Source organism: Nocardiopsis sp. TSRI0078 (assembly GCF_001905145.1).
Lineage (GTDB): Bacteria > Actinomycetota > Actinomycetes > Streptosporangiales > Streptosporangiaceae > Nocardiopsis.
Window position 1 is genome coordinate 217,528 of record NZ_LWLB01000034.1, and the last position, 21,100, is coordinate 238,627.

22 protein-coding genes are annotated in these 21,100 nt (G+C 72.0%); 18 read left to right on the plus strand and 4 right to left on the minus strand.

Translation table 11 applies throughout. The annotated features are described in order from the left end of the window. Positions 1 to 86: 86 nt before the first annotated feature. From rpsP to A6A08_RS22245, 12 genes are all read left to right on the plus strand, one after another. Positions 87 to 545, plus strand: coding sequence for a 30S ribosomal protein S16 (gene rpsP, locus A6A08_RS22190; RefSeq protein WP_073704563.1), 459 nt, complete (start codon positions 87 to 89; stop codon positions 543 to 545). A 1-nt stretch (position 546) separates the two neighbouring features. Next, positions 547 to 789 (plus strand): RNA-binding protein, encoded by a 243-nt coding sequence (locus A6A08_RS22195; RefSeq protein ID WP_073704564.1) that lies wholly within the window; start codon positions 547 to 549, stop codon positions 787 to 789. A gap of 126 nt (positions 790 to 915) precedes the next feature. Then, on the plus strand, positions 916 to 1,428 hold the full coding sequence (gene rimM / locus A6A08_RS22200) for a ribosome maturation factor RimM (RefSeq protein ID WP_073704565.1): 513 nt from the start codon (positions 916 to 918) through the stop codon (positions 1,426 to 1,428). Between the two features lie 11 nt (positions 1,429 to 1,439). Then, positions 1,440 to 2,204 carry a tRNA (guanosine(37)-N1)-methyltransferase TrmD gene (trmD, locus tag A6A08_RS22205; protein WP_073704566.1) on the plus strand — a complete coding sequence of 255 codons (765 nt, stop codon included), beginning with the start codon at positions 1,440 to 1,442 and terminating at the stop codon, positions 2,202 to 2,204. A gap of 183 nt (positions 2,205 to 2,387) precedes the next feature. Next, the gene (gene rplS, locus A6A08_RS22210) at positions 2,388 to 2,732 is read left to right on the plus strand and encodes a 50S ribosomal protein L19 (protein WP_073704567.1); all 345 of its coding nucleotides are present in this window, start codon (positions 2,388 to 2,390) and stop codon (positions 2,730 to 2,732) included. 80 nt (positions 2,733 to 2,812) lie between these two features. Further along, on the plus strand, positions 2,813 to 3,688 hold the full coding sequence (gene lepB / locus A6A08_RS22215; RefSeq protein WP_073704568.1) for a signal peptidase I: 876 nt from the start codon (positions 2,813 to 2,815) through the stop codon (positions 3,686 to 3,688). 280 nt (positions 3,689 to 3,968) lie between these two features. Continuing rightward, on the plus strand, positions 3,969 to 4,298 hold the full coding sequence (locus tag A6A08_RS22220) for a DUF2469 domain-containing protein (RefSeq protein ID WP_073704569.1): 330 nt from the start codon (positions 3,969 to 3,971) through the stop codon (positions 4,296 to 4,298). 107 nt (positions 4,299 to 4,405) lie between these two features. Then, positions 4,406 to 4,771: a YraN family protein gene (locus A6A08_RS22225; RefSeq protein ID WP_073704570.1), complete on the plus strand. Its 366-nt coding sequence runs from the start codon at positions 4,406 to 4,408 to the stop codon at positions 4,769 to 4,771. Beyond that, entirely contained in the window at positions 4,771 to 6,294 is a 1,524-nt protein-coding gene (locus A6A08_RS22230; protein WP_073704571.1) for a YifB family Mg chelatase-like AAA ATPase, read from the plus strand. Before A6A08_RS22225 ends, A6A08_RS22230 begins: the two co-directional genes overlap by 1 nt. Before the next feature lie 53 nt (positions 6,295 to 6,347). After that, positions 6,348 to 7,517, plus strand: a complete 1,170-nt coding sequence (locus A6A08_RS22235; RefSeq protein ID WP_073704714.1) for a DNA-processing protein DprA — start codon at positions 6,348 to 6,350, stop codon at positions 7,515 to 7,517. A 48-nt stretch (positions 7,518 to 7,565) separates the two neighbouring features. Then, positions 7,566 to 7,922, plus strand: coding sequence for a RidA family protein (locus A6A08_RS22240; protein ID WP_073704572.1), 357 nt, complete (start codon positions 7,566 to 7,568; stop codon positions 7,920 to 7,922). A gap of 4 nt (positions 7,923 to 7,926) precedes the next feature. After that, positions 7,927 to 8,796 (plus strand): tyrosine recombinase XerC, encoded by an 870-nt coding sequence (locus A6A08_RS22245; protein WP_073704573.1) that lies wholly within the window; start codon positions 7,927 to 7,929, stop codon positions 8,794 to 8,796. Here the strand turns inward: A6A08_RS22245 and A6A08_RS22250 are convergent. After that, positions 8,769 to 9,401, minus strand: a complete 633-nt coding sequence (locus tag A6A08_RS22250) for a murein hydrolase activator EnvC (RefSeq protein WP_083609227.1) — start codon at positions 9,399 to 9,401, stop codon at positions 8,769 to 8,771. The genes A6A08_RS22245 and A6A08_RS22250 overlap by 28 nt on opposite strands. A gap of 280 nt (positions 9,402 to 9,681) precedes the next feature. Here A6A08_RS22250 and rpsB point away from each other — a divergent pair, with 280 nt between their 5' ends. From rpsB to A6A08_RS22280, 6 genes are all read left to right on the plus strand, one after another. Next, positions 9,682 to 10,665 carry a 30S ribosomal protein S2 gene (rpsB, locus tag A6A08_RS22255; RefSeq protein WP_073704574.1) on the plus strand — a complete coding sequence of 328 codons (984 nt, stop codon included), beginning with the start codon at positions 9,682 to 9,684 and terminating at the stop codon, positions 10,663 to 10,665. Between the two features lie 119 nt (positions 10,666 to 10,784). Then, the gene (gene tsf / locus A6A08_RS22260) at positions 10,785 to 11,621 is read left to right on the plus strand and encodes a translation elongation factor Ts (protein WP_073704575.1); all 837 of its coding nucleotides are present in this window, start codon (positions 10,785 to 10,787) and stop codon (positions 11,619 to 11,621) included. A 181-nt stretch (positions 11,622 to 11,802) separates the two neighbouring features. Beyond that, complete coding sequence (pyrH, locus tag A6A08_RS22265) at positions 11,803 to 12,528, plus strand: UMP kinase (protein ID WP_242422825.1); 726 nt, start codon at positions 11,803 to 11,805, stop codon at positions 12,526 to 12,528. A gap of 54 nt (positions 12,529 to 12,582) precedes the next feature. Next, positions 12,583 to 13,140, plus strand: a complete 558-nt coding sequence (frr, locus tag A6A08_RS22270; RefSeq protein ID WP_073704577.1) for a ribosome recycling factor — start codon at positions 12,583 to 12,585, stop codon at positions 13,138 to 13,140. Between the two features lie 3 nt (positions 13,141 to 13,143). Continuing rightward, complete coding sequence (locus tag A6A08_RS22275) at positions 13,144 to 14,076, plus strand: phosphatidate cytidylyltransferase (RefSeq protein ID WP_073704578.1); 933 nt, start codon at positions 13,144 to 13,146, stop codon at positions 14,074 to 14,076. Between the two features lie 114 nt (positions 14,077 to 14,190). Next, the gene (locus A6A08_RS22280; RefSeq protein ID WP_073704579.1) at positions 14,191 to 15,372 is read left to right on the plus strand and encodes a pyridoxal phosphate-dependent aminotransferase; all 1,182 of its coding nucleotides are present in this window, start codon (positions 14,191 to 14,193) and stop codon (positions 15,370 to 15,372) included. Between the two features lie 57 nt (positions 15,373 to 15,429). On the opposite strand, the gene A6A08_RS22285 is transcribed toward A6A08_RS22280, so the two are convergent. The 3 genes from A6A08_RS22285 to A6A08_RS22295 all read right to left on the minus strand — a co-directional run bounded on the left by A6A08_RS22285 (position 15,430) and on the right by A6A08_RS22295 (position 21,100). Continuing rightward, complete coding sequence (locus tag A6A08_RS22285) at positions 15,430 to 16,857, minus strand: APC family permease (RefSeq protein ID WP_073704580.1); 1,428 nt, start codon at positions 16,855 to 16,857, stop codon at positions 15,430 to 15,432. A 207-nt stretch (positions 16,858 to 17,064) separates the two neighbouring features. Beyond that, complete coding sequence (glgB, locus tag A6A08_RS22290; RefSeq protein WP_378699555.1) at positions 17,065 to 19,485, minus strand: 1,4-alpha-glucan branching protein GlgB; 2,421 nt, start codon at positions 19,483 to 19,485, stop codon at positions 17,065 to 17,067. Between the two features lie 223 nt (positions 19,486 to 19,708). Then, positions 19,709 to 21,100 (minus strand): phosphotransferase, encoded by a 1,392-nt coding sequence (locus A6A08_RS22295; protein WP_073704581.1) that lies wholly within the window; start codon positions 21,098 to 21,100, stop codon positions 19,709 to 19,711.

Here is a 21,100-nt window from a genome sequence, read left to right on the forward strand (position 1 = left end):
CCCACGTCTGTCCCGCCGGGTACCGCAACCCCACGCGGTTTCGCCGACGGGCGCCTCACACCGTTAATCGGGAGAAGACCACTCCAGTGGCTGTCAAACTGAAGCTCAAGCGTATGGGCAAGATCCGTACGCCCCAGTACCGCATCATCGTCGCCGACGCCCGCACCAAGCGCGACGGCAAGGCGATCGAGGAGATCGGCAAGTACCACCCCAAGGAGCACCCGAGCCTCATCGAGGTCGACTCCGAGCGGGCCCAGTACTGGCTGTCCGTGGGCGCCCAGCCCTCCGACGCGGTCAAGGTCCTCCTTCGCAAGACCGGTGACTGGCAGAAGTTCAAGGGCCTTCCCGCCCCGGCTCCGCTCCAGGTCGCCGAGGCCAAGGACCCCGAGGCCAAGGAAGCCGCCTTCCAGGCCGCGCTGAAGGAGCTCGTGCTCCCGGGCGCCGAGGGCAAGGGCAAGGCCAAGAAGTCCGAGAAGAAGGCGGACAAGGCGGAGAAGCCCGCCGAGACCGCCGAGGCTGAGAAGAAGTCCGAGGGCGAGGCCTGACGTGCTGGAAGAGGCGCTTGAGCACCTCGTGAAGGGGATCGTTGCGAACTCCGACGACGTCCAGGTGAGAGCCAAGAGGCTCCGCAAGGGCAAAGTCCTGGAGGTCCGGGTCCACCCCGACGACCTGGGCAAGGTGATCGGCCGCAACGGCCGTACCGCCAAAGCCCTGAGGACCGTCATCGGCTCCCTGGCGGGGGGCCGCTACGTCCGCGTGGACCTGTTGGACCTGCACGAAGTGCGCTGACGCGCCTCCTGGGGCGCCGACCGCGAACGGTCGGCGCCCCGCAGCCGTGCCCGGGGCCCTCGCCCCGGGCACGGCTTTCTCTCCACGTCCCGGCGAGTGCGGGACGGACACAGAACGGGAGTTCCCATGCGACTCGTTGTCGGCCGGATCGGCCGCGCGCACGGTATCCGCGGCGACGTCGCCGTCGACGTGCGCACGGACGACCCGGAGGCGCGGTTCGCCGACGGCGCCGTACTGGAGACCGATCCGGCCGGGGTCGGCCCGCTGACCGTCGCCTCCACCCGCCGCCACAGCGGCCGCATGCTGGTGCGCTTCAAGGGCGTGGCCGGCCGCGACGCCGCCGAGAAGCTGCGCGGCACCACCCTGTTCGTGGACTCCGCCGACATCGCCCCCCTGGACGACCCGGACGAGTTCCACGACCACGAACTCATCGGCCTGGCCGCGGTCACCACCGGCGGCGAGCCGGTCGGCACGGTGGAGGACGTCCTCCACCACGCGCAGGACGTCCTCGTCCTCACCACTCCCGAGGGCGGTGAGGTCCTCGTGCCCTTCGTGGCCGCCCTCGTCCCCGAGGTCGACGTGGCCGGGGGCCGGATCGTCCTGGATCCCCCGCCCGGCCTGCTCGACCTCGCCGACTGAAGGGGCGCGCCGTGCGCATCGACATCATCAGCATCTTCCCCGACTACTTCGGCCCCCTGGACCTGTCCCTGATCGGCAGGGCGCGCGTCTCGGGGCTGCTCGACGTGCGCGTGCACGATCTGCGCACGTGGACCCACGACCGGCACAACACCGTGGACGACACCCCCTACGGTGGCGGCCCCGGAATGGTCATGAAGCCCGAGCCGTGGGGTGAGGCGCTCGACGAGGTCGTGGCGGGCGAGCCCGCCCGGCTGATCCTGCCCACCCCCAGCGGCCGCCCGTTCCGCCAGGCCGACGCCGAGCGCCTGGCCAAGGAGGAGCGCCTGGTCTTCGGATGCGGCCGCTACGAGGGCATCGACTCCCGGGTCGCGGCCGACGCGGCGGAGCGGATGCCCGTCGAGGAGATCAGTATCGGCGACTACGTGCTCAACGGCGGTGAGTCCGCCACGCTGGTGATGGTCGAGGCGATCACCCGGCTGCTGCCGGGTGTGCTGGGGAACACGGAGTCGGCCGTGCAGGACTCCTTCGCCTCCGGCGGCATGGAGAACCTGGTGGAGGGGCCGGTCTACACCAAGCCCGCCACCTGGCGCGGCCGGGAGGTGCCCCCGGTACTGCTGTCGGGCGACCACGGTGCCGTGGACCGCTGGCGCCGCGACCAGGCGCTGCGCAGGACCGCGCACAACCGCCCCGACCTGGTCGGCGCCCTGCCGGAGGAGGCCCTGGACCGGCGCGACCGCGAGGTCCTGGCGGAGGAGACCGTTCGAGACGCCACCTGAGGTGTGGCAAACTGGGTGGGTTCCCCCCAGGTGACCGGCGGCATCCGCATGCCGGCGGCACGACGTCGGCCTCTGTGACGGTCACCCGGGCGGTTCGAAAGTTCAGACCCATAAGGGCCCTCGCCCGCGCACCCCTCCCCGCCGGGGACAGGACGCGGAGCGCTATCGATGAGGATTCGCGAGATGCACACCGCCATTCAGGAGCTGGAGAAGGCCCAGCTGCGTTCCGACGTCCCGGACTTCCGTCCGGGTGACACCCTCAACGTCCACGTCCGTGTGACCGAGGGCAACCGTACCCGTGTCCAGGTCTTCAAGGGCGTTGTCATCCGCCGCCAGGGCGCGGGCAGCCGTGAGACCTTCACGATCCGCAAGGTGAGCTACGGCGTGGGCGTGGAGCGTACCTTCCCGATCCACACCCCCGCCATCGAGAAGTACGAGGTCGCCGCCCGCGGCCGCGTGCGTCGCGCCAAGCTGTACTACCTGCGCGAGCTGCGGGGCAAGGCCGCCCGTATCCGCGAGCGCCGCTAGCGGCCGCCTCCCCTCACACGCGCTTTTCACGGGTCGAAACCCTCCGCTCACCGAGGGGGCGCAGGATAGGCTTCGACTCGATGAGCAAAGACGAGAGGGACCTCGGCACGGACGGGGCCCAGGACGAGGATGGCGCCCGGTCCGGTCCGGAGGAGCGAAGCTCCACCACTGGCTCCCGAGAGCACGAGCTCCCGGGAGCCAGTGGTGTCTCCGAAGCCGGGGGACAGGAGCCCGAGGAGAAGGCGGACGCCCAGATGAGCAAGTCCCAGAGCAGCGAGAAGCAGGGGTCGTTCTGGAAGGAACTCCCCATCCTGGTCGTGATCGCCTTGGTGCTGGCGTTCGTGATCAGGACCTGGCTGGTGCAGGCCTTCTACATTCCCTCCACCTCGATGGAGAACACGCTGCTCGTCGGAGACCGCGTGCTCGTCAACAAGGTCGTCTACCAGATCCGCGACATCGAGCGCGGAGAGGTGGTCGTCTTCGACGGCGACGGGTCGTGGGACGATCCGAACATGGTGACGGTCCCCGAGTCCACCAACCCGGTCTCCGGTGCGTTCACCTGGGTGCAGCAGCAGCTGGGGGCGGCGCCCACCGGCAAGGAGTACATCAAGCGGGTCATCGGCCTTCCCGGGGACACCGTGGAGTGCTGCGACGAGCAGAACCGCGTCCTGGTCAACGGCGTCCCCCTGGAGGAGGAGGCCTACCTGTACCCGGGCAGCATCGCCAGCCACACCGAGTTCGGACCGCTTGAGGTGCCCGAGGGGCACCTGTGGCTGATGGGCGACCACCGGGCGATCTCCGCCGACTCGCGGGTGAACCAGAACAACCCCGGCAACGGCGCGGTCCCCATCGACCACGTGGTGGGCCGGGCGTTCGTGATCATCTGGCCGTTCAGCCAGGTCGGGACGCTGGGCGTCCCGGAGACCTTCGAAAAGCTCAACGCCGAGGACGGGTGAGGCCGCGACCAGGGACCTTCCGGCCGGTGGGCCGCGGTCCGCGGAGCGGCTCCGCTCCGGCCGGCCCGGGGGCGCCGGCCTCACGCGGCGGACGATCCGCCGAAGGAAATCCCTCCCTCGGAGTACACGAGACACCTCCGTGACGCATGATGGACTTGGACCGTATCGGCGTCCCCCGACACGCGGGGCCGCCGCCGACCGGGGACACCGCGCGGCGACGGTGTCAGTGGAAGGGACCGGCACACCACGACCGGAGAGTGCGACGAAAGCGAGCGCGTGGATGAGTTCTGAGGACCTGGAGAAATACGAGGCCGAGATGGAGCTCCAGCTCTATCGCGAGTACCGGGACGTCGTCGGTCTGTTCAGCTACGTGGTGGAGACCGAGCGGCGGTTCTACCTCACCAACCACGTCGACCTCCAGCCGCGTTCGACCGAGAACGGGGAGATGTACTTCGAGGTCGTGATGGAGGACGCCTGGGTCTGGGACATGTACCGCCCGGCCAGGTTCGTCCGCAACGTGCGTGTGGTGACGTTCAAGGACGTCAACGTCGAGGAGATCACCAAGGCCGACCTGGAGATGCCGCCCACCGACGGGGGCGCCCAGGGCTGAGCTCCGCCGGGCGCCCGCGGGGCCCGGCCCCGGTCGTCCACAGGAGAGAACCCGCTCTGGCGCAGTGACCGGCGATCACCGAACGTGGTAACGGGAGGTGGTCGACCTTGGATCGGTGGGCCGAGTACCGAAGGACGCTGGGCGGCCGCGGCGAGGACCTCGCCGCGGCCTTCCTCCGACGAGCCGGGATGCGGGTGCTCGCCCGCAACTGGCGCACCCCCGCGGGGGAGATCGACATCGTGGCCCGGGACGGCCCCGTCCTGGTCGTCGCCGAGGTCAAGACCCGCACCTCCGTGCGGTACGGACACCCGGTGGAGGCCATCACCCCCGACAAACGGCGCCGCCTGCGCCGCCTCGGGCGCGCCTGGGCGGTCCGGCACCGGGTCCCCGTCCATCCCCTGAGGGTGGACGGCGTGTGCGTCCTGGTCAGCGGCGGGCGCGTGTTCGTCTCCCACGAGCGGGGGATGCCATGATGACGCTCGCCCGCACCCATTGCATCACCCTGCTGGGAGTCCAGGGGCACATCGTCGAGGTGGAGGTGCACCTGGGCGGCGGCGACTTCGGGGTCACCCTCGTGGGGCTGCCCGACGCCGCGCTCCGCGAGGCCCGGGACCGGATCCGCGCGGCCGTGGTCAACAGCGGCGAGGAGTGGCCCAGCGGCCAGATCATCATCAGCCTGTCCCCGGCCAGCCTGCCCAAGGCGGGCAGCCTCTTCGACCTGGCCATCGCGGGGGCCGTCCTGGCTGCGGCGGGATCGGTGCCGGTGGAACGGCTGGAGGGCACCGTCCTCATCGCCGAACTGGGCCTGGACGGGCGGGCCCGCCCGGTGCTCGGAGTGCTCCCGGCGGTGGTGTCGGCCGCCGAACAGGGCTACCGCAGGTTCGTCGTCGCGAGGGGGAACGCGGCCGAGGCCCGGCTGGTGCCCGACGCCGAGGTGACGGCGGTGGACAGCCTGACGGACCTGTGCCAGTGGTTGCGCGGCGAGTACCTCCCGGAGGAGGAGCCCGCAGAGTCCGTACCGCGGCCGCGCGAGCCCCGGGGCCAGGGCCCCGACCTGGCCGACGTGCTGGGGCAGCCGGTGGCGCGCCGCGCGGTGGAGATCGCCGCGGCCGGGGGCCACAACCTCATGATGCTGGGGCCTCCGGGCACCGGCAAGAGCCTGCTGGCCGAGCGGCTGCCCACGGTGCTGCCCCGGCTGAGGCCCGCCGAGGCGCTGGAGGCCACCGCCATCCACTCGGTGGCGGGCATACTGCCCCCGGGGTCGCCCCTGGTCACCATGCCGCCCTTCGCCGCGCCGCACCACACCTCCACCCGGGCCTCGATCATCGGCGGCGGCAGCGGCCACCCCTCTCCCGGGTGGGTGTCCAAGGCCCACCGCGGGGTGTTGTTCGTCGACGAGGCACCGCAGTTCGGGCGCGGGGTGCTCGACTCCCTGCGCGAGCCCCTGGAGCGGGGCGAGGTGGTCCTGGCGCGGGCCTCCGCCACGGTGACCTTTCCGGCCCGCTTCCAGCTGGTGATGGCGGCCAACCCCTGCCCCTGCGCCAAACCCGGCAACCTGTGCACCTGCCCCGCGGGCGAGCGGCGCCGCTACCTCTCCCGGTTGTCCGGGCCCCTGCTGGACCGGATCGACCTCAAGGTGGAGCTTCAGCCGGTGTCCAGGGCCGAACTGCTCGCCGACCGCGCCTTCGCCGAGTCCTCCGAGGTGGTGGCCGCCAGGGTGGAGAAGGCCCGGGCCCGTGCCGCGGAGCGCCTGTCGCACACCCCGTGGACCACCAACGCGGCCATCCCCGGGGCGAGGCTGCGCCGCGAGTTCCCGGTCGAGCCCGCCGCGCTGAGAGTGCTCGGGCGGGCGATGGACCTGGGGCAGATCAGTGCCCGGGGAGTGGACCGGGCACTGCGGGTGGCGTGGACGCTGGCCGACCTCGCCGACCGTGACCGCCCCGGCGAGGAGGAGGCGGCCTACGCCTTCGCCCTGTGGTCGGGGCGTGCGTGGTGAGCGCCGCCGCAGGCCGAGGCCGGGAGCGGACACCGAAGGAGGGGAGCGGCGCGGTGGAGCGGGACACCGAGGGCGAGGCCGACGCGCGGGCACGGGCCTGCCTGACGGCGGTGGCCCCGCCGGGGGACCTGTGGCTGGGGGCGATGCTCGCCGAGCACGGGGCGGCCCGGGTGTGGGCGGAGCTGGTGGCGGGGGCGCCCCCGCCGGCGGTGCCCCGCACGGAGGACGAGGAGCCCGGGCCGGAGGCGCTGGACCTGTTGCACCGCCGGTGGCGGAGGTGGAGCGCCGCCGCGGCCGGGGTGGACCCCGACGGGCTGCTCGCGGACTCGGCGGCGGCCGGGATTCGGTTCGTGGCCCCCGGGGACCCAGAGTGGCCGGGACGGCTCGACGGGCTGGACCTGCCCGGAGGGCGCCGCTCGCACGGACTGTGGGTGCGCGGCGGCGGGGACCTGCGCAACCTGTGCCTGCGCTCGGTGGCCGTGGTGGGGGCGCGCTCGGCCACCGCCTACGGCGAGCACGTGGCCGCGGAGATGGCCTACGAGCTGTCCGAGCGCGCGGTCGTGGTGGTCTCCGGCGGCGCGTACGGCATCGACGGGGCCGCGCACCGGGCCGCCCACGCCGTGGGGAGCACGGTGGTGGTGCTGGCCTGCGGGCTGGACGTGGACTACCCGCGCGGGCACGCGGGGCTGTTCGCCGACGTCGCCCGCACCGGCGTTCTGGTGAGCGAGCGGCCGGTGGGCTCCACCCCGCGCGCCCCCGACTTCCTCGTACGCAACCGGTTGATCGCGGCGCTCACCCCGGGGACGGTGGTCGTGGAGGCGGGCCGGCGCAGCGGAGCGCTCAACACCGCGTCGCACGCCGCCGAGCTCAACCGGGTGCTGATGGCGGTGCCCGGACCGGTCACCTCGGCGATGTCGGTGGGCTGCCACCTGCTGCTCCGCGACTGGCACGCGGGGTGTGTGACCTGCGCGGACGACGTCCTCGCCCAGGTGGGCGCGCTGGGGGAGGAACTGCCGCCGCGCAGCGGACCGCTACGGGTGTCGGCCGAGCTCGACCGGGACGGCGTCCGCGTGCTCGAAGCGGTGCCCCGCTCCGGGGCCGGCCCGGCGGTGATCGCCGCGGCCAGCGGGCTCCCCCTGGAGAAGGCCATGCGCGTCCTGGGGATGCTGGCCGCCACCGGCCTGGTGGAGCGCTGCCACTCGGGCTGGCGGCTTCCGCGATGAGAGAGGGAAACCGCGATAGGGCGGCACCGCTGTGGGTATGGCACCGCCATGGCAAAACCCTACAGTGACGCCCTGCTGGCGGACGGGCCGCTGCTGTTCGTCTCCGGACAGGTCCCGGAGGGACCCGGGGGAGAGGTCGCCGGGGACGTCGCGGGGCAGACCCGCCAGATCTTCCGCAACCTGGAGGCCGTCCTGGCCCGCCACGGCGCGGACCTCGGCCACCTGGTCAAGCTCACCTACTACCTGCGGCACATCTCCGACCTGGACGAGTTCCGCGGCGCCCTGGTCGAGTGCCTTCCCGAGGGACACCGCCCGGCCGCCTCCCTGGTGGAGGTGGGCGGCCTGGTCAACCCCGCCTACTTCGTGGAGATCGACGGGATCGCCTGCCTTCCTTCGGGGGAGTGAAGACGTGCTGGACCGCTTCGCCGCGTACCTGTCGGGTGAGCTGGGCCGCTCGCCCCACACCGTGCGCGGCTACCTGGCCGACCTGCGCTCGCTCCTGTCCCACCTGGAGTCGCAGGGGTGCGGCTGGGAGGACCTGGACGTGCCCCTGGTGCGCGGATGGCTCTCGCGTGCCCGCGACGGGGGCGCGAGCCGTGCCACGGTGTCCCGGCGCGTGGCGGCCGTGCGCGCCCTCACGCGCTTCCTGCACCGCGAGGGAGTGCTGGCCACGGACCCGGGCCCCCGGCTGGCCGGCCCGGCCCAGCAGCGCACCCTGCCCGCGGTGCTCGACGAGCGCCAGGCCGCCGCGGCGCTCTCGGAGGGCCCCGCCGAGAGCCCGGTCGGCCTGCGCCGCCGTGCGGTGGTGGAGACGCTCTACGCCACCGGTGTGCGCGTGGCCGAGCTGTGCGCGCTGGACGTGGCCGACGTGGACCGCGGGCGGGACACCGTGCGCGTCCTGGGCAAGGGCGGCAAGGAGCGCACGGTCCCCGTGGGCGGACCCGCGCTGGAGGCCATCGACGCCTGGCTGTCCGGGGGCCGCCCGGAGATGGCGGCCCCCGGGAGCGGTACGGCGCTGTTCCTGGGGGCGCGCGGCGGGCGCCTGGGGGTCCGCCAGGCACGTGAGGACGTGCACGCCCACCTGCGCGCCGCCGGTGTGGACGGGACACCGCACGGGTTGCGGCACAGCGCCGCCACCCACCTGCTCAACGGCGGCGCCGACCTGCGCAGTGTGCAGGAGTTCCTGGGCCACGCCAGCCCGCGCAGCACGCAGATCTACACGCACGTGTCCGTGGAGCGCCTGCGCGACACCTACCGCAGGGCCCACCCCCGGGCCTGATCACTCCCCGGTGATCCGGGACTCCTCCGCTCCCGGGTCTCCTCGCTCCCGGAAGACTCCACTCCCGCTTCCGTGGCCCTTCCCGGTCCCGGTTCCCCCGCCTCCGCCGTCTCCGGACGGGTGCTCCGTCGGAGCGGTAGCAGGCGGAACTCTCCGAGGCCGAACAGGCTGAGGGGGTCGAGGTAGTCGGCGCCGCGGAGCAGGCCCCAGTGCAGGCAGGGGCGGCCGCGGCAGTGGACGGGCCCGGCGGCGAGCGTGCCCAGCGGGTCCCCGGCGGTGACCGGGTCGCCCCGGACCAGGCCGGACTCCACCGGCAGGTAGGTGGTGCGCAGCTCGCCGTGGCTCACGCTCACCACCGGCGTGCCCGCCACCGTGCCCGCGAAGCGCACCCGTCCGGAACCGGCCGCGCGCACCTCCTGGCCGGGTTCGGCGGCCAGGTCCACGCCCAGGTGCCCGGGCAGCCACCGCTGCCCGGGCGGGTCGAAGGGGCGCAGCACCTCGGCGGGAGGGCCCACGGGCCAGCGCCAGTCGGCGGCGGTTGACTGGGGACGGAGGGGGAACAGCAGAAGCGGAAGGAGCAGCAGACGGGCGAGGAGGAGGGCCATACCCCAAGGGTCCGCCGGACGGGGCGGCTCCGCCAGGGAGAGCCGGAGACTGTGGACAACTCCGGAGGCGGCAGCGTACGTCCTGTGTATTCCCGACGGAGGATAGAATCGTCTCCGGCCCCTCGGGGCCGACCACAATACGCACGTCCACGAGCCTCCTCAGTGAGGGGCCGCACCCGCGGTCCGCACGCCATCTTCCGGTGGTGCGGCGGTGCGGCCGGGACGTCAGGCACAACCGAAGGCGGGAGTCGCCTCCCGCCACCGCAAGGAGGACCAGGTCATGGCCACAGTCGTGACGATCCGCCAGCTCCTGGAGAGCGGCGTCCACTTCGGGCACCAGACCCGTCGCTGGAACCCCAAGATGAAGCGCTTCATCTTCACCGAGCGCAACGGCATCTACATCATCGACCTCCAGAAGTCGCTGGCCTACATCGACCGTGCCTACGAGTTCGTCAAGCAGACGGTCGCCCACGGCGGCACCGTCCTGTTCGTCGGCACCAAGAAGCAGGCGCAGGAGGCCATCGACGAGCAGGCCCGCCGCGTCGGCATGCCCTACGTGAACCAGCGCTGGCTGGGCGGCATGCTCACCAACTTCTCCACCGTCCACAAGCGGCTGCAGCGCCTCAAGGAGCTGGAGGAGATCGACTTCGACGACGTCGCCGGCTCCACGCTCACCAAGAAGGAGCTCCTCAACCTCCGCCGTGAGAAGGAGAAGCTGGAGCGCACCCTCGGCGGTATCCGCGACATGGCCCGCGTGCCCAGCGCGGTGTGGATCGTGGACACCAAGAAGGAGCACATCGCGATCAGCGAGGCTCGCAAGCTGAACATCCCGGTCGTGGCCATCCTGGACACCAACTGCGACCCGGACGAGGTCGACTACCCGATCCCGGGCAACGACGACGCCATCCGCAGCGTCAGCCTGCTCACCCGCGTGGTCGCCGACGCCGTCGCCGACGGCCTCCTGGCCCGCTCCGGTGCCACCGAGGGCGCCGGCGAGCAGAAGGCCGCCGCCGAGGAGCCCCTGGCCGAGTGGGAGCGCGAGCTCCTGGAGGGCAAGGGCGAGGCCAAGGCCGAGACCGCCGCCGGAGCCGGTGAGGCCGCCGCCGAGCAGGTCCCCGCCGACGCCACCGACGTCATCCCGGCCGCCGAGGCCGCCGCCGAGGCCCCGGCCGAGGCCACCGCCGAGGACTCCCCGGTCGACGCGCCCGCCCAGGCCCCCGAGGCCGGCGAGGCCCCGCAGGCCACCGAGGCCTCCAACGAGTAGTTCCGTGCCCTAGCGCACCGCCGCCCCGCCGACCCCGGCGGGGCGGCCGCTCGGTGCCCGGCCGGACCCGCTCCACTTTCCGTACAGACTCTCCACTCCAAGGGAATCCGAGAACAGTCATGGCGAACTTCACCGCCGCGGACGTCAAGAAGCTGCGCGACATGACCGGCGCCGGCATGATGGCCTGCAAGAAGGCCCTGACCGAGGCCGACGGCGACTTCGACAAGGCCGTCGAGGCCCTGCGCGTCAAGGGTGCCAAGGACGTCGGCAAGCGCGCCGAGCGCACCGCCGCCCAGGGCATGGTCGTCCTCAAGCAGGAGTCCGAGGGCAAGGCCACCCTGGTCGAGCTCAACTGCGAGACCGACTTCGTCGCCAAGAACGAGCAGTTCATCGCGCTCGCCGACCAGGTCGCCGACTTCGTCGCCGCCCAGGACAGCGACGACCTCGCCACCGTGGCCGCCGCCGAGATCGAGCCGGGCAAGAGCCTCCAGGCCTTCATCGAGGGCAAGAGCGCCGTCATCGGGGAGAAGCTGGAGTTCCGCCGCTTCGCCAAGTTCGAGGGCGCCTACGTCGCCAGCTACCTGCACAAGTCCGACCCGGACCTGCCCCCCACCATGGGCGTCCTGGTCGAGCTGGACAAGGCGGACGAGGAGGTCGGCAAGGACCTCGCCCAGCAGATCGCCGCGCTGGCCCCCCAGTACGTCGGCAAGGAGGACGTTCCCACCGAGGTCGTGGAGAACGAGCGCCGCATCGCCGAGCAGACCACCCGCGAGGAGGGCAAGCCCGAGCAGGCCATCCCCAAGATCGTGGAGGGCCGCCTCAACGGTTACTTCAAGGACGTGACGCTGCTCGGCCAGCCGTTCGTCAAGGAGAACAAGAAGACGGTCCAGAAGGTCGTCGAAGAGGCCGGGGTGACGGTCAAGCGCTTCGTTCGCTTCAAGGTCGGCCAGGCCTGAGAGTTTTGAGATGATGGAGGTGCCGGGGAGACTGCTCCCCGGCACCTTCGGTGGATATGGGCGGGTTCCGGGTGTGCGTCAGTCTCGGCCCGCGACAGGAACACTCGGGGGACCCTGTGCCGCTCGGGGACGACAAGGGAGGCCACAGGCCGTGAACGAAGCGACGAGCACCCAACCCGCCATGCACGACTCCGGCTGGAAGCGTGTGATGCTCAAACTCTCCGGAGAGGCGTTCGCGGGCGGGGGCGGACTGGGCATCGACCCCGAGGTGGTCCAGTACGTGGCCGAGTCCATCGCCGAGGCGGTCTCCGAGGGCATCCAGGTCGCCGTGGTCGTCGGCGGCGGCAACATGTTCCGCGGCGCCCAGCTCACCGAGGGCGGCATCGAGCGCGGCCGCGCCGACTACATGGGCATGCTCGGCACCGTCATCAACTGCCTCGCCCTGCAGGACTTCCTGGAGCGGCTCGGTGTGGACACCCGCGTGCAGACCGCGATCCACATGAGCCAGGTCGCCGAGGCCTACATCCCCCGCCGCGCCGTCCGCCACCTGGAGAAGGGCCGCGTGGTCATCTTCGGCGCGGGCCTGGGCGCGCCGTTCTTCTCCACCGACACCACCGCCGCCCAGCGCGCGCTGGAGATCGGCGCGCAGGCGGTGCTCAAGGGCACCCAGGTCGACGGGGTCTACGACTCCGACCCCCAGCGCAACCCCGACGCGGTCAAGTTCGACAAGCTCAACTACAACGAGGTCCTCACCCGCGGCCTCAAGGTCATGGACGCCACCGCGGTCAGCCTGTGCATGGACAACGGGCTGCCCATCGTCGTGTTCGACCTGATGAGCCAGGGAAACATCCTGCGCGCGGTGCGCGGTGAGAAGATCGGCACCATCGTCGGGCCGACCCCCGCCTGAGCCGGCCCCCGCGACCACAGCAAGAACACCACAGTCCGAACCGGGAGCGCCCACATGATCGAAGAGACACTCCTCGAAGCCGAGGAGAAGATGGAGAAGGCCGTGGTCGTCGCGAAGGAGGACTTCGCCACGATCCGCACCGGCCGCCCGACTCCGGCGACCTTCAACAAGATCACCGTCGACTACTACGGTGCCCGGACGCCGATCAACCAGCTGGCCTCCTTCTCGGTTCCCGAACCGCGCATGATGGTCATCTCGCCGTTCGACGTCAGCGCCCGCAGCGAGATCGTCAACGCCATCCGCAACAGTGACCTGGGCGTGAACCCCTCCGACGACGGCCAGGTCATCCGCGTGGTGTTCCCGGACCTGTCGGAGGAGCGCCGCAAGGAGTACATCAAGGTCGCGCGCACCAAGGCCGAGGACAGCAAGGTCTCGATCCGCAACGTCCGCCGCCGCGCCAAGGACAGCTTCGAGAAGGCCGTCAAGGCCGGCGACATCGGTGAGGACGAGGCGCACCGCGCCCAGGCCGAGCTGGACGAGCTGTCTCAGAAGTACGTCGCCTCCGTCGACGAACTCCTGAAGCACAAGGAATCGGAACTGCTCGAGGTTTAGTCGGTGACCCTTCCTTCCTCCAGCGGCTCCGAAGGCGATGACCACTCGCCCGAGCACAGACCCGGCGGACTCCGGGACGACTCCGACCCGGCCGGTCAGCGCTTCGTGCTGCACAAGCCGGGGGGTGAGCCGGTGCGGACCGGCCGCAACCTCCCGGTGGCCATCGCCAGCGGGTGCGTTCTGGGCGCGCTCGTGTTCTTCTCGATCTTCCCGTGGCCGCAGCTGTTCACGATCATCACCTCGCTCGCGGTGCTGATCGGCCTGCGGGAGGTGAACCGGGCGTTCGCCGGCAAGGGCATGGGCCTGGCCGTGGTCCCGCTGGCGGTCGGCGGTGTGGCCATGCAGGTCGCCGCCTACTTCGGGGGGACCGAATGGCTGGTGGGAGCGACCGCGCTGACCGCGATCGTCACACTGGTGTGGCGGCTGCGCGGTGGCACGGAGGGGTTCGTGGCCGACGTCGCGGCGAACCTGTTCACCCTGGTGTACCTGCCGTTCCTGCTGGGGACGTGGCTGCTCCTCATCGCGCACCCGGAGGACGGCCAGTACCGCCTCATCACGTTCATCGTGGTGACGATCTCCAGTGACATCGGGGGCTACTTCGCCGGGATCCTCCTGGGACGGCACAAGATGGCGCCGGTGATCAGTCCCAACAAGACCTGGGAGGGCTTCGGCGGCTCCGTGGTGGGCTGTTCGGTGGCCGGTGCTCTGTGCGTGGTGCTGATGCTGGACGGGCCGTGGTGGGTCGGTGTGGTCCTCGGGCTGGCGACCGTGCTGGCGGCCACCGTGGGCGACCTCATCGAGTCGCTGTTCAAGCGCGACCTCGGGGTCAAGGACATGGGCCGGTTCATGCCGGGACACGGCGGGCTGATGGACCGCCTGGACTCGCTGCTGATCGCCGGTCCCGTGGCGTGGATGGTGCTCAGCCTGCTCCTGTAGGGAGGACGGCGGGCCGGACGGGGGCGGACCTGAGCGGTCCGCCCCCTTCGTGTTCGCGCACGGGGCCCGGGGTGGGGATGGCCCGGGCGGCGGGCGGGTGGATACGCTCGACGGGTGGAAGAACCGCTGATCGAACGAATGCGCGTGTACGGCGAGACGATCTTCGCCGAGATGACCCAACTGGCGGTGGAGACCGGATCGGTCAACCTGGGACAGGGCTTCCCCGACACCGACGGTCCGCGCTCCCTGCTGGAGGCCGCCTCCGGGCACATCCTGGAGGGGGTGAACCAGTACCCGCCGGGGCCGGGGCGGCCGGAGCTGCGGCAGGCGGTGAGCCGCTACCGGGCCCGCCACTACGGCATCGAGCTGGACCCGGAGACCGAGGTCTACGTCACCGTCGGCGCCACCGCCGGGATCGCCGCGGCGATGCTCGCCCTGGTGGAGCGCGGCGACGAGGTGATCGTCTTCGAGCCGATGTACGACTCCTACGCCGCCATGATCACCCTGGCGGGCGGGGTGCGCAGGTCGGTGACCCTGCGCCCGGACGCCGAGACCGGCCGCTTCGCCTTCGATCCCGAGGAGCTGCGCGCGGCCGTGGGGCCGCGCACCCGGATGGTCCTGGTGAACACGCCGCACAACCCCACGGGCACCGTGTTCACCGCCGAGGAGCTGGAGGAGATCGCGAAGGTGTGCCGCGAGCACGACCTGATCGCGTTCACCGACGAGGTGTACGAGTTCCTCACCTTCGACGGCAGGCCGCACGTGCCGCTGGCCGCCCTGCCGGGGATGCGCGAGCGGACGCTGTCGGTGTCGTCGGTGGGCAAGATGTTCGCCGTGACCGGATGGAAGACCGGCTGGGTGATGGGGCCCGCGCCGCTGGTCGGCGCGGTGCGGACGGTGAACCAGTTCCTGACCTTCTCCGCCAACGGGGCGCTGCAGCTGGCGACCGCCGAGGCCATCGACCACCAGGGGGAGTGGGTCGCCGCCCAGCGCGCCGCGCTCCAGGACAAGCGGGACCGGCTGGCGGAGGGGCTGTCCGGTACCGGTTTCGACGTGAACGTGTGCGAGGGCACCTACTTCCTCATGGCCGACATCCGTCCGCTCGGATACACGGACGGGGTGGAGGTGGCCCGCGCCCTGCCGAGGGAGGCGGGAGTGGCCGCGGTGCCCGCGCAGGTGTTCTACGACCACCAGGAGGAGGGCGCGCACCTGCTCCGGTTCGCGTTCTGCAAGAGGGACGAGGTGCTGGACGAGGCGATCTCCCGCCTCACCGGCTGGCACAAGCGCGAGGCGTAGGGGCGCCGCGCCGCCGTGCGCTCCTCCGACGGGGGCCCACGGCGGGGCGCCCGCCCGTCAGGTCCCCGCCGCCCGGCGGGAGCGCGCGTCCACCGCCTCGACCAGGCGCCGTTCGGCGTCGGGCCCCGCGGCGACCCGGGGCAGGCGCCACATCAGGGCGGCGCCCGCCATCCACCACACGAGCACCATCAGCCACTCGTTGGGCCAGCTCAGCGCCGCGGGCATGCCGGGCAGGTAGAGCAGGAACAGGCCCAGGGACAGTACGAGGGCCACCACGCCGACGGGAACGCCCGCCGGAACGGTGAAGGGGCGTTCCATGTCCGGTTCGCGGCGGCGCAGCACGAGGAAGGCGACCACCACGGTGACGAAGCCGACCACGATGTTCAGACCGCCCGCGTTGACGAGCCAGCCCAGCATCGGTTCGCCGAAGAACGGGGACACGAGCGAGAGCGCGCCGACGAACAGGACGGCGTTGGACGGGGTGCGAAAACGCGGGTGCAGGCGGCCGAACCAGGCCGGGAGCATCCGCGACGCGGCCATGGCGTAGATGAGGCGGCTGCCGCCGATGAGGAAGGCGTTCCAGCTGGTGAGCAGACCCGCGACACCGCCCAGGACCAGCAGGTTGCCCATGGCGGGGCTGCCCCACACCGCGGCGACGGCGTCGGCGGAGGCCAGCTCGGAGTCCAGCAGCTCGGCGGCGGACAGGCCCGAGCCCGCCGTCAGCATGACCATCACGTACCAGGCGGTCGCGCAGGACACCGACAGGATCAGCAGGGTGCCGACCATGCGGTACGGGAGCCTGATCTCGGAGGCCGACTGCGGGATGACGTCGAAGCCGACGAAGAGGAACGGGACCGCCACCAGGACCACGAACATGCCGGAGACGCCGCCGGTGAACAGGGGCCGCATGTTCTCCACGGACCCGCCGACGAACGCGCCGGTGACCATGGCCGCCCCCGCGACCAGCAGGAACAGCACCGCGATGGTCTGGAAGACGCTGGCTGGCCTGATCCCGACGTAGTTGAGGGCGGTCATCAGGACGGCCGCGGCCACCCCGACCGCGACGAGGCCGGCGTGGACGTCGGCACCGGCGACGGTCCACAGGTGGCCGACCGCCATGTCGGGGAGGAGGTAGACGAGGGTCCGGGGAACGGCGACGGCCTCGAAGGCGACCACGGAGACGTAGCCGAGGACCATGGCCCAGGAGGCGACGAAGGCGCCCTTGGGCCCGATGGCGCGCATGGCGTAGTGGTGCTCGCCGCCCGCGTGGGGCATCGCGGAGACGAGTTCGGCGTAGGCGAGGCCGACGAAGGCCATGATGACGCCGCCGACCACGAAGGCCAGGGCGGCGCCCGCGGTGCCCGCCGCGCCGACGAAGTCGCCCACCAGCACGACCCAGCCGAAGCCGATCATCGCGCCGAAGCCGAGGGCGAGGACGTCACCCCTTCCCAGGACCCGGACGAAACTCTGCCTGTTGTCGGACATGGGAGCCTCCAGCGGTCGCCTACGGCGGTGGAGGACACACAAGCACACGCGTGGCCGACGGGGAAGGGCCCGCCCCGGTCGGATCCTCCTCGTCCCCGCCGCCCTTCCGGCCCCGGTCCGGGCGCCCGGTGGCGCGTCGACGCACCCGGCCCGCAGGAGGGCCGAGGGCCCCGGGTCGGTCCGGGGCCCTCGGGCGGAGTCGCGTGGCTAGTGCCCGGGTTCGAACCAGACCGCGCCGAGCGGCGGCAGGGTGACCTCCGCCGAGAACGGCTGGCCGTGCCACGGGACGTCCTCGGCGTCCACGTGCGCGGGCGCCGGGTGGTCGGAGCCGCCGAAGCGCGCCTCGTCGGTGTTGAGCAGCGCGTTCCACCGTCCTCCGCAGGGCAGTCCCATCCGCCAGTTCGGGCGGGGCACCGGTGAGAAGTTCACCGCGCAGGCCAGCACCGACCCGTCGTCGCCGTGGCGCAGGTACGACAGGGTGTTGCCCTCGTGGTCGCCGCCGTCCAGCCAGCGGAAGCCCGCCGGGTCGGTGTCCTGCGACCACAGCGCGGGCCTCGGCCGGTAGGCCTCGTTGAGCGCCTTCACCAGGCGCTGCACACCCGCGTGGTGGTCGAACTGCAGCAGCCACCACGGCACGCCCTCACGGTGCGACCACTCGTCCCCCTGGGCGATCTCCCCGCCCATGAACAGCAGCTGCTTGCCCGGGTGCGACCACATGAAGGCCAGGAGCGCGCGCAGGGTCGCCGACCGCTGCCACTCGTCGCCGGGCGGCTTGTTGAACAGCGACTGCTTGCCGTGCACCACCTCGTCGTGGGACAGCGGCAGCACGTAGTTCTCGCTGTAGGCGTACACCATCGAGAACGTGACGTCGTCGTGGTGGTATTGCCGGTGGACCGGTTCCTTCTTGACGTACTCCAGGGTGTCGTGCATCCACCCCATGTTCCACTTGAATCCGAAACCGAGCCCGCCGTGGTCCACCGGGGTGGTCACGCCCGTGTAGGCGGTGGACTCCTCGGCGATCATCGCCGCGTGCGGGTTGCGCCGGTAGACGGTGGTGTTGAGCTCCTTGAGGAAGGCGATCGCCTCCAGGTTCTCCCTGCCGCCGAAGGCGTTCGGCTCCCAGGCGCCGGAGTCGCGCGAGTAGTCCAGGTAGAGCATCGAGGCCACCGCGTCCACCCGCAGGCCGTCGATGTGGAACTCCTCCAGCCAGTACAGGGCGTTGGCGATGAGGAAGTTGCGCACCTCGGTACGCCCGTAGTTGAAGATGAGCGTTCCCCAGTCCGGGTGCTCGCCCCGGCGGGGGTCGGGGTGCTCGTACAGCGCCGTCCCGTCGAAGCGGGCCAGCGCCCAGTCGTCCTTGGGGAAGTGCGCGGGCACCCAGTCCAGGAACACGCCGATCCCCGCCCGGTGCAGGGAGTCCACCAGGTGGCGGAACTCGTCCGGTGACCCGAAGCGGGGCGTGGGAGCGTAGTAGGACGTCACCTGGTAGCCCCAGGACCCGTCGTAGGGGTGCCCCGCCACGGGCAGGAGCTCCACGTGCGTGAACCCCATGTCGGTCACGTACTCGACCAGCTGCTCGGCCAGCTCCGTGTACCCCAGGCCGGGCCGCCAGGAGCCCAGGTGCACCTCGTACACGCTCATCGGCGCCCGGTGCTGCTCCACGCCCTTGCGCTCGGCCATCCACTCCTGGTCGCTCCAGGCGTGTGTGGAGGTGGTGACCACCGACGCGGTCGCGGGCGGCATCTGCGTGCACCGCGCCATCGGGTCGGCCTTGTCCCGCCAGTGCCCGTCCGCGCCCAGGATCTGGAACTTGTACAGGGCGCCGTCGCCCACACCGGGCAGGAACAGCTCCCACACGCCCGTGGCGCCCAGGCTGCGCATCGGGTGGCCGACGCCGTTCCAGTAGTTGAAGTCGCCGATCAGCCGCACACCGCGCGCGTCCGGAGCCCACACGGCGAAGCCGGTTCCGGCCACCTCGCCCATCGCGGTGTCCTCGACCCGGGTGTGCGCGCCGAGGGCGTTCCACAGCTCCTCGTGGCGGCCCTCGCCGATCAGGTGCAGGTCCAGGTCGCCCAGAGTGGGTGCGAACCGGTACGGGTCCGCGGCCACGTGCTCGGGGCCGTCGGCCTCGTAGCGTGCGGCGATCCGGTAGTCGGGCGCGGCCGTCAGCCTGCTCCTGGACACCTTGGCCGAGAACACGCCCCGGTGCAGGTGGTCCAGGCGCAGCCGGGAGCCGTCGGCCAGGATCGCGTGCACCTCCAGCGCGTTCGGCCGCAGGGCCCGCACCACGGTGCCCCTGCCCTCGGGGTGGACGCCCAGCAGCGCGTGCGGGTCGTGGTGGTGGCCGTCCACCAGCCGGTCCAGCTCGGCGATCAGCCCGGGGTCGGGCGCCGCCTTCCGCCGGGCCGCGGGCCTGCCGCCGGCTCCTGCCTTGGCACCGGACCCGGCGGACCGGGCCGACGGGGCCTTCGCGGAGGCCGCCCTGCTCCCCGAAGCGCTCCTGCCGCCCTTGGCCGCCGCTTTGGCGGTGGCGGGCTTCCCGGCGGCCGTGGAACTCCTGGCGGTGGCGGCCTTCTTGGCGGGCGCGGCCTCGGTCCCCTCGACCGGGAACTCCTCCACGACCGGCATGCCGGCGTCGGCGGCTCCGGCGCCGGCGGCCTCGGGGATCACCGGTTTCTTCGTGCTCTTCGTGTTCTTCGCGGTCGTCGCGTCCTTGTCGGTGCTGGCACGCGGATGCTGTTCGCTGCGAGGCGAGGTCAATACGGGCTCCGTGGTTCTCGTGGCGGACGGGTCGGGGGGTGGATGGTGGTCGTGGCGGCCGCCGCCCACGTGGAAGGCGGCCGCCGGTGGACTATCCGGGGACGGGCGGCGCCGCGGCCGCGGTGGCGATGGACTCCAGCGGGACACGCAGCCAGTTGGGCCGGTTCCTGGCCTCGTACAGCACCTCGTACACGGCCTTGTCGAACTCGAAGGCCCGCAGGACCTTCAGGTGCTTCTCCGGGTCGGCTCCGCCCCCGTCGGCGTATCCCCGGCAGAACGCCTCCCGGTTGTGCCGGGCCCAGGAGCGGGCCGCCCACTCCAGCCCGGAGTCGCCCGGGTGCCCGACCAGCAGGTACCCGGCCGCGTAGTCGAAGGAGCGGAGCATCCCGGCCACGTCCCGCAGCGGGCTGGACAGGCGCTGGCGGTCCCGCACCGGCACGGTGGGCTCGCCCTCGAAGTCCAGCACCACCCACCCGGGCACGGTCCGGATCACCTGGCCCAGGTGGTAGTCGCCGTGGATGCGCTGTATCGGCAGGGGCTCGTCCACCTCGGAGAAGTCGGCGTAGGCCTCCATCACCCGGGGTGCGTGCTCGGCCAGTTCGGGCACCTCGGCACTGGCCATCGCCAGGCGCTCGACCATGGCGTCGGCCATCTCGGCGGCCCCCGCGGGCGTGAGCACGTCCGTGGGCAGGGCCCGGGCCAGCGACCGGTGCACCTCGGCGGTGGTCCGGCCCAGCTGGGCGGCCTCCCCGGTGAACCCGGGCTCGCGTCCGCTCTCCGACCCCTCCAGCAGGGCGCGCACGTCGGCGGTGGCGAGCACCCACCCGTCCGTGGCCTGCGGGATGTAGGTCTGGAGCATGGCCAGCGTCGTGGGTGTGGAGTGCCCGGCCAGGTCGGCCTCGATCCACCCGCACGGCCGGGCCACGTACGGCGACCCGGACAGCGCCATGTTCAGCTCCAGGTCCGGGTTGGTGCCGGGCCAGAGTCTGCGGAAGGTCTTGAGGACGTAGTCCTCGCCGTAGACCAGCGACGTGTTGGACTGTTCTCCGGTGAGCACGCGCCCGGTCGACCCGACGCGTATACGGCCGCCGGGCAGGGTCCGGAAGCGTACTCTGCCCGAGGGTTCGGCCCCGGTGGGGGCGGTGAACCGTTCGAGCAGCAGCCCGGTCAGCTGCGCGTCGTGGGCCGCGTCGTAGATCACCTTGGGCCTGCCTCCCGACACGTGGCACACGCCGATGGCGACGCGGGCCAGGTCGGGCGGCAGGGAGCGCGGCGGCCGGGAGCCCAGGAGCAGCTGGTAGCGGGAGCTGAGGCCCCGCTGCCCGGCCTGGATGACGAGGACGTGCAGGTCCGGCCCCTCGGGGCCGGCCGAGACCAGCGTGTACCTGCTCTCGACCCGGATCTGCCGGATGGGGATCCCCTTACCGGAGAACCAGCGCTGCCGGGGCAGCCAGACGGCCAGGAGTTCTTCGAGTTGGGACAT

Bases quoted from the DNA above. Each gene is read 5' to 3' on its own strand.
- A6A08_RS22285 (WP_073704580.1), bottom strand. From the start codon at position 16,857: ATGTCCGACAACAGGCAGAGTTTCGTCCGGGTCCTGGGAAGGGGTGAC.
- A6A08_RS22230 (WP_073704571.1), top strand. From the start codon at position 4,771: ATGACGCTCGCCCGCACCCATTGCATCACCCTGCTGGGAGTCCAGGGG.
- tsf (WP_073704575.1), top strand. From the start codon at position 10,785: ATGGCGAACTTCACCGCCGCGGACGTCAAGAAGCTGCGCGACATGACC.
- A6A08_RS22240 (WP_073704572.1), top strand. From the start codon at position 7,566: ATGGCAAAACCCTACAGTGACGCCCTGCTGGCGGACGGGCCGCTGCTG.
- glgB (WP_378699555.1), bottom strand. From the start codon at position 19,485: ATGCCGGTCGTGGAGGAGTTCCCGGTCGAGGGGACCGAGGCCGCGCCC.
- A6A08_RS22295 (WP_073704581.1), bottom strand. From the start codon at position 21,100: ATGTCCCAACTCGAAGAACTCCTGGCCGTCTGGCTGCCCCGGCAGCGC.
- pyrH (WP_242422825.1), top strand. From the start codon at position 11,803: ATGCACGACTCCGGCTGGAAGCGTGTGATGCTCAAACTCTCCGGAGAG.
- lepB (WP_073704568.1), top strand. From the start codon at position 2,813: ATGAGCAAAGACGAGAGGGACCTCGGCACGGACGGGGCCCAGGACGAG.
- rplS (WP_073704567.1), top strand. From the start codon at position 2,388: ATGCACACCGCCATTCAGGAGCTGGAGAAGGCCCAGCTGCGTTCCGAC.
- A6A08_RS22220 (WP_073704569.1), top strand. From the start codon at position 3,969: ATGAGTTCTGAGGACCTGGAGAAATACGAGGCCGAGATGGAGCTCCAG.
- rimM (WP_073704565.1), top strand. From the start codon at position 916: ATGCGACTCGTTGTCGGCCGGATCGGCCGCGCGCACGGTATCCGCGGC.
- A6A08_RS22250 (WP_083609227.1), bottom strand. From the start codon at position 9,401: ATGGCCCTCCTCCTCGCCCGTCTGCTGCTCCTTCCGCTTCTGCTGTTC.
- rpsB (WP_073704574.1), top strand. From the start codon at position 9,682: ATGGCCACAGTCGTGACGATCCGCCAGCTCCTGGAGAGCGGCGTCCAC.
- frr (WP_073704577.1), top strand. From the start codon at position 12,583: ATGATCGAAGAGACACTCCTCGAAGCCGAGGAGAAGATGGAGAAGGCC.